This window comes from Streptomyces sp. ActVer (genome assembly GCF_027270795.1).
Lineage (GTDB): Bacteria > Actinomycetota > Actinomycetes > Streptomycetales > Streptomycetaceae > Streptomyces > Streptomyces umbrinus_A.
In genome coordinates this window covers 1-4,468 of record NZ_JAPWHT010000639.1, presented here as the reverse complement: position 1 = coordinate 4,468, position 4,468 = coordinate 1, and the positions used below count along the sequence as shown (strand labels likewise).

At 70.5% G+C, this 4,468-nt stretch carries 4 protein-coding genes; 2 read left to right on the top strand and 2 right to left on the bottom strand.

Annotated features, from left to right (window positions below; all coding sequences use genetic code 11):
• Window positions 1-194: VOC family protein (locus O3Q52_RS49490; RefSeq protein ID WP_332113019.1), on the bottom strand; the 194-nt coding region annotated here is incomplete at its 3' end.
• A 711-nt stretch (window positions 195-905) separates the two neighbouring features.
• Between O3Q52_RS49490 and O3Q52_RS49485 the strand changes: the two genes are divergently transcribed.
• Window positions 906-1,640, top strand: coding sequence for an acyl carrier protein (locus O3Q52_RS49485; protein WP_269654989.1), 735 nt, complete (start codon window positions 906-908; stop codon window positions 1,638-1,640).
• Between the two features lie 129 nt (window positions 1,641-1,769).
• On the opposite strand, the gene O3Q52_RS49480 is transcribed toward O3Q52_RS49485, so the two are convergent.
• Window positions 1,770-2,546, bottom strand: a complete 777-nt coding sequence (locus O3Q52_RS49480) for an IclR family transcriptional regulator (protein WP_269654988.1) — start codon at window positions 2,544-2,546, stop codon at window positions 1,770-1,772.
• Window positions 2,547-2,934: 388 nt separating this feature from the next.
• Here O3Q52_RS49480 and O3Q52_RS49475 point away from each other — a divergent pair.
• On the top strand, window positions 2,935-4,468 hold a 1,534-nt coding region (locus tag O3Q52_RS49475), incomplete at its 3' end, for an AfsR/SARP family transcriptional regulator (protein WP_269654987.1).

Below are 4,468 nucleotides of genomic sequence, written 5' to 3'. Positions count from 1 at the left end.
GACACCTGGATGAACACCAGGGTGGGTGGCATCTGGCGGGCCCGGACATCCTCGACGGTCGGCACCCAGGAGCCGATCTCGACCTTGCCCTCGCTCCGGTCGATCACCTTGAAGTCCAGGACCTCGCACCAGAAGGCCGCAAGCCTCTCCGGCCCATGGCAGTCAACGACCAACTCGGTGAACCTACTTGCCACGACTCTCCCAGACAGTGCGGACGGGTCTCAGAGTATTGGCTCTGCCGTCCGTCCGACAGATCCGAGATCTTCCCGACTGCACTGCCTCTGTCGGAGTTGCTGCGGGCGGTGCCCCGCTGCGTCGGCCGTCGGGCTCTGTCCCAATGGAACGGTCGCCGATTGGCGGCAGACGATGAGGCCCGTTCCTGCTCCGGGGTGACGGGCAGCCCTTTCAGGCAGGGCCAGGTGTTCGTGAACAGCCCGACGGCGAGAGGGAGTTGGTGGACGTGCGGATGTGAGGCGCACTGGTCGAGCTGACACTGCACCTGACGCCCGTCGCACGCGGCGCCGGGATCCCACTTGTTCACCGGCAGAGCGCCACGCCCACTGGAGCGGAGCAGGACCTCGAAATCGACCGCAACGTACGTGGCGCTGAAGTTGGTGCATCAGAGCCGCCGCCCTGCGGAATGGGTTCCGCGTTCGCGGACGTGTCACGCTCCCGGTTCCCCCCATCCCCAACATCCACCCGCCGAGGGCAACGCAGGACGGACTGAAGCCGACGTCCGGGTGAACCCGCAACCCGGACAAAACCGCCTCCTGCCACAGCCGCGTAACAGGCGCCGCACAGATACAACTCCCGCTTCACATCGCAGATCGCACCTGGTGTGTCGCACATGTGCGCGGCGGCGGAACCGGTGCTGCCCGGCGCAACTCCTCCAGTACCGACTCAAGTTGGAGTTGACCCGTGCCCAGAACGTCCCTGCCGACGCGGCTTGCCGCCACCACCGCGCTCCTGCTCGCCGCAGGCGCCCTGTCCGCTCCCGCCGCGTCGACGTCACCGGCACGGTCACCAAGGCCGACGGCACCCCGGCGCCCAACATCCCCGTCACCATCCAGGAGGTCGTCCGCTTCACCACCTGGAATCCGTGGGGCGACCCGATCGACCCCACCTACTACGAGCCGCGCGACCTGGGCAAGCCGGTCACCGACGCCAACGGGAAGTTCACCATCCCCGGCGTCGACATCGACCACGTGACCGGCAGCAGCCTGCTCAACGTCCAGCACGAAGTGGAGATCACGGCCCTCTACGACGAGGACGGCGACCTCAACACCCCGCAGGACGGCTACTACGCGGACACCACCGTGGCCGCCAACACCAAGTCCAGCTCCGTCACCTACAAGGTCAACAAGAAGAAGGTGAAGGCGGGCGACATCCTCACCGTCCAGGGCAAGGTCACCCTCCCCAAGGGGGTGGAGCCCCAGGGCACCGAGGTCTTCCTGCAGACCTACTGGGAGCAGGAGTACGACGTGAGGACCACCGCCGAGGACGACGGCTTCTTCGTGATGTCCGTGCGTGTCTCGGGCTACGACGACACCTTCGAGCTGCGCACCGCTCCGACGGACCTCTACGTGGCGGGCGCGCACCAGCCGCTCCCGATCACCAACACCTCCCTCCCCCGCACGTAGCCCTCCAGACGGCGGGACTTCGGGCACAAGGGGGCCGTAGCCCCCGAAAGAAGGGGCCCGCGGATCCGGCGATGGGTCACCCCCGCGCGAGCGGAGGTGACCCCTGCGCTGGGCCTGCGAGAATCTGGTTCACCGGCCGCGCAGCGTCGCGCTGATGGTCCTTGCCGTGTGCTGTACGACGCCTGCGAGCCGGTCCAGGCTGTGAGCCGGATCCGTCACGACGCACAACGACGCCAGCGGGACACCCCCCGGGCCGTGCAACAGCGCCGCCACACAACACACACCAGCCACCAGCTCCTCCCGGTCGAACGCAACCCCCCGGTCCCGGATCGCCGCCGCCTCCCGATGCCAGGACGAGGGCAGCGGACCCAGGGGAAGCTGAGGACTCGCCCCGGCCACCAGCACCTTGCCCGCCGCGGTGAACCACGGCCAGGCCATGTCGTTGAGCAAGGGTCCGAACACCTCATCGGTCTCGCAGGCAGTCCAGTCCAGGACCAGCGTCTGCCCTTCCCGCAGCACGCTGAGCCCCACCACCGCACCTGTGGCACGCGCCAGGCGACGCGCCGGCTCCCGCGCGGCGGATCGGAGCCCGGGATGCGGTTGCCACCCCTGCCCGAGCCGGAACAGCCGCGGGCCCATCCGGTAACCCCCGCGACATCGCTCCACGGCACCCAGCTCGACCAGTTGTTCCAGCAGCCGGTACGCGGTCGTCTTGGGCAGCCCGCACTTCGACGCCAGCTTGGTCAGTCCGGCCTCCCCGGCCCGCTCCACCGCTCCCAGCAGCTCGAAGGCGCCCTCCAACACGCTCCGCCCACTGCCGTCCGGCGAAGACGGCGACTGGACCGCAACGTACTCGGACCCGGGTTCGGAGGGCCGATCCAGCTGCCGCACCGATAACTCACCCATCTCCATTGCTGTCGCCCCCCGTTGTTCGTTCAAGCCCATCTCCCCCAATACCGCCTCGCGCGCGGTCGCTGAGCGGACGGCCCCCGCCGTCCGTGCTCGAACCGGCCGTTCCCCGTCCCGGCACGGCTGCCGCCCCACCGGCTCGTCACCGCATCCAGCGCGGCCGTCGGGTCCGTGGACGCCGACCCGACGGGAGAAGGGATACGAAGCCGATCCGGACTCGTGCGCGGATCGCCGCCCGAGCGGGGACACCACCTGTGCCTGGACACCGACTGTGCATATTCACACTGAAGTCCGGGTGTGGGTCGGGACGTTGTCGATAGGTTGTCGCCCAGCACCGGTATGTGCGCAACAGGTGAAGCAAATCTGCACAGGGGGTGCGGGCGTCGTGGTGGAATTGCGACTTCTCGGTCCGGTGGAACTGTCGGTACGGGGCCGCACGGCGGAGGTCGGACCCCCACAACGCCGGGCCGTGCTGGCGGCACTGGCCGTGGACACCGGCCGGCCCGTCCCGGCCGACGTACTGGTCAAACGTGTCTGGGGAACGGATCCGCCGGACGGGGCACGGCGCGCGCTGCATGCCCACATCGCCCGGATCCGCAGGCTGTGCGAGCAGACCGGTGACGCGGGGGACGTCCGGTTACGGCTGGTGCGCCGATCGGGAGGGTACGTTCTGGAGGCCCGCCCGGACCGCGTGGACGTACATCGGTTCCGGCAACTGGTCGGCCGGGCCAGGGCGGCGGGGCATGCGGACGAGGCACGGGCGGGGGCCCTGGTGCGTGAGGCGCTCGGCCTGTGGCGCGGGGAGCCGCTGGCCGGACTGGGCGGGCAGTGGGCTGCGCGTGTGCGCGAGGCATGGCGGCGGCAACGCGTGGACGCTGTCGTCGGATGGGCCCTCCTGGAGTCGCGCGTCGGCGATCCCGTCACCGTGGTCGGCCCACTGACCGAACTGCTCGGCGAGTATCCCCTGGTGGAACCCCTGACCGAGGCGCTGATGCAGGCGCTGCACGCCGCCGGACGCGGCGCGGAGGCGCTGGACTGCTACGCGACCCTCCGGCAACGGCTGGCGGAGGAACTGGGCGCCGACCCCGGTTCAGGTTTGCGGGAGGTGCATGAGGCGATCCTGCGGGGAGACCTGCCCGGACCCTCCCCATGGCCGACGCCCCAGGTACCGGCCGCCGCAGCTCCCACCGCTGCTCCCCCGCCTCGGCCGCCCTCGGCAACAACACCGTGGCCCGCCGGGCCCCCCGTACAACTGCCCATGGGCGTACGCGGATTCACCGGCCGTGGTGAGGAACTCGCCCGGCTCGAGGAGATCCTGGCCTCGGCGGCGGACCAGTCGTCGGCCGTGGTGATCTCGGCCGTGTCCGGCACCGCGGGGGTGGGCAAGACCGCGCTGGCCGTGCACTGGGCGCGCCGGGCTCAAAAGGCCTTTCCCGACGGGCAGTTGTACGTGAATCTGCGCGGGTTCGATCCCGGCGGATCGGTGGTGAGTCCGGCCGAGGCCGTGCGGGGGTTCCTGGACGCCTTCGGGGTACCGGTGTCCCGTGTCCCGACCGGCCTGGCGGCGCAGACCGGCCTGTACCGCAGTCTGCTGGCGGGTCGGCGGGTGCTGGTGGTGCTGGACAACGCCCGCGATGCCGAGCAGGTCCGCCCGCTGCTGCCCGGGGCGCCGGGGTGTCTGACCCTGGTCACCAGCCGGAGATCGCTGACCGGGCTGGCCGCAGCCGAAGGGGCCCATCTGCTGACCGTCGGCCTGCTCGGTGCCGATGAGGCCCGGGAACTGCTGATCGGCCGGCTGGGCGCGGACCGGGTGGAGGCCGAATCCGTCGCCGTACGGGAGATCGTCGGCCGGTGTGCCGGGCTCCCGCTCGCTCTGGCGATCGTCGCCGCCCGCGCCGCCGCCCAGCCGAGCCTCCCGC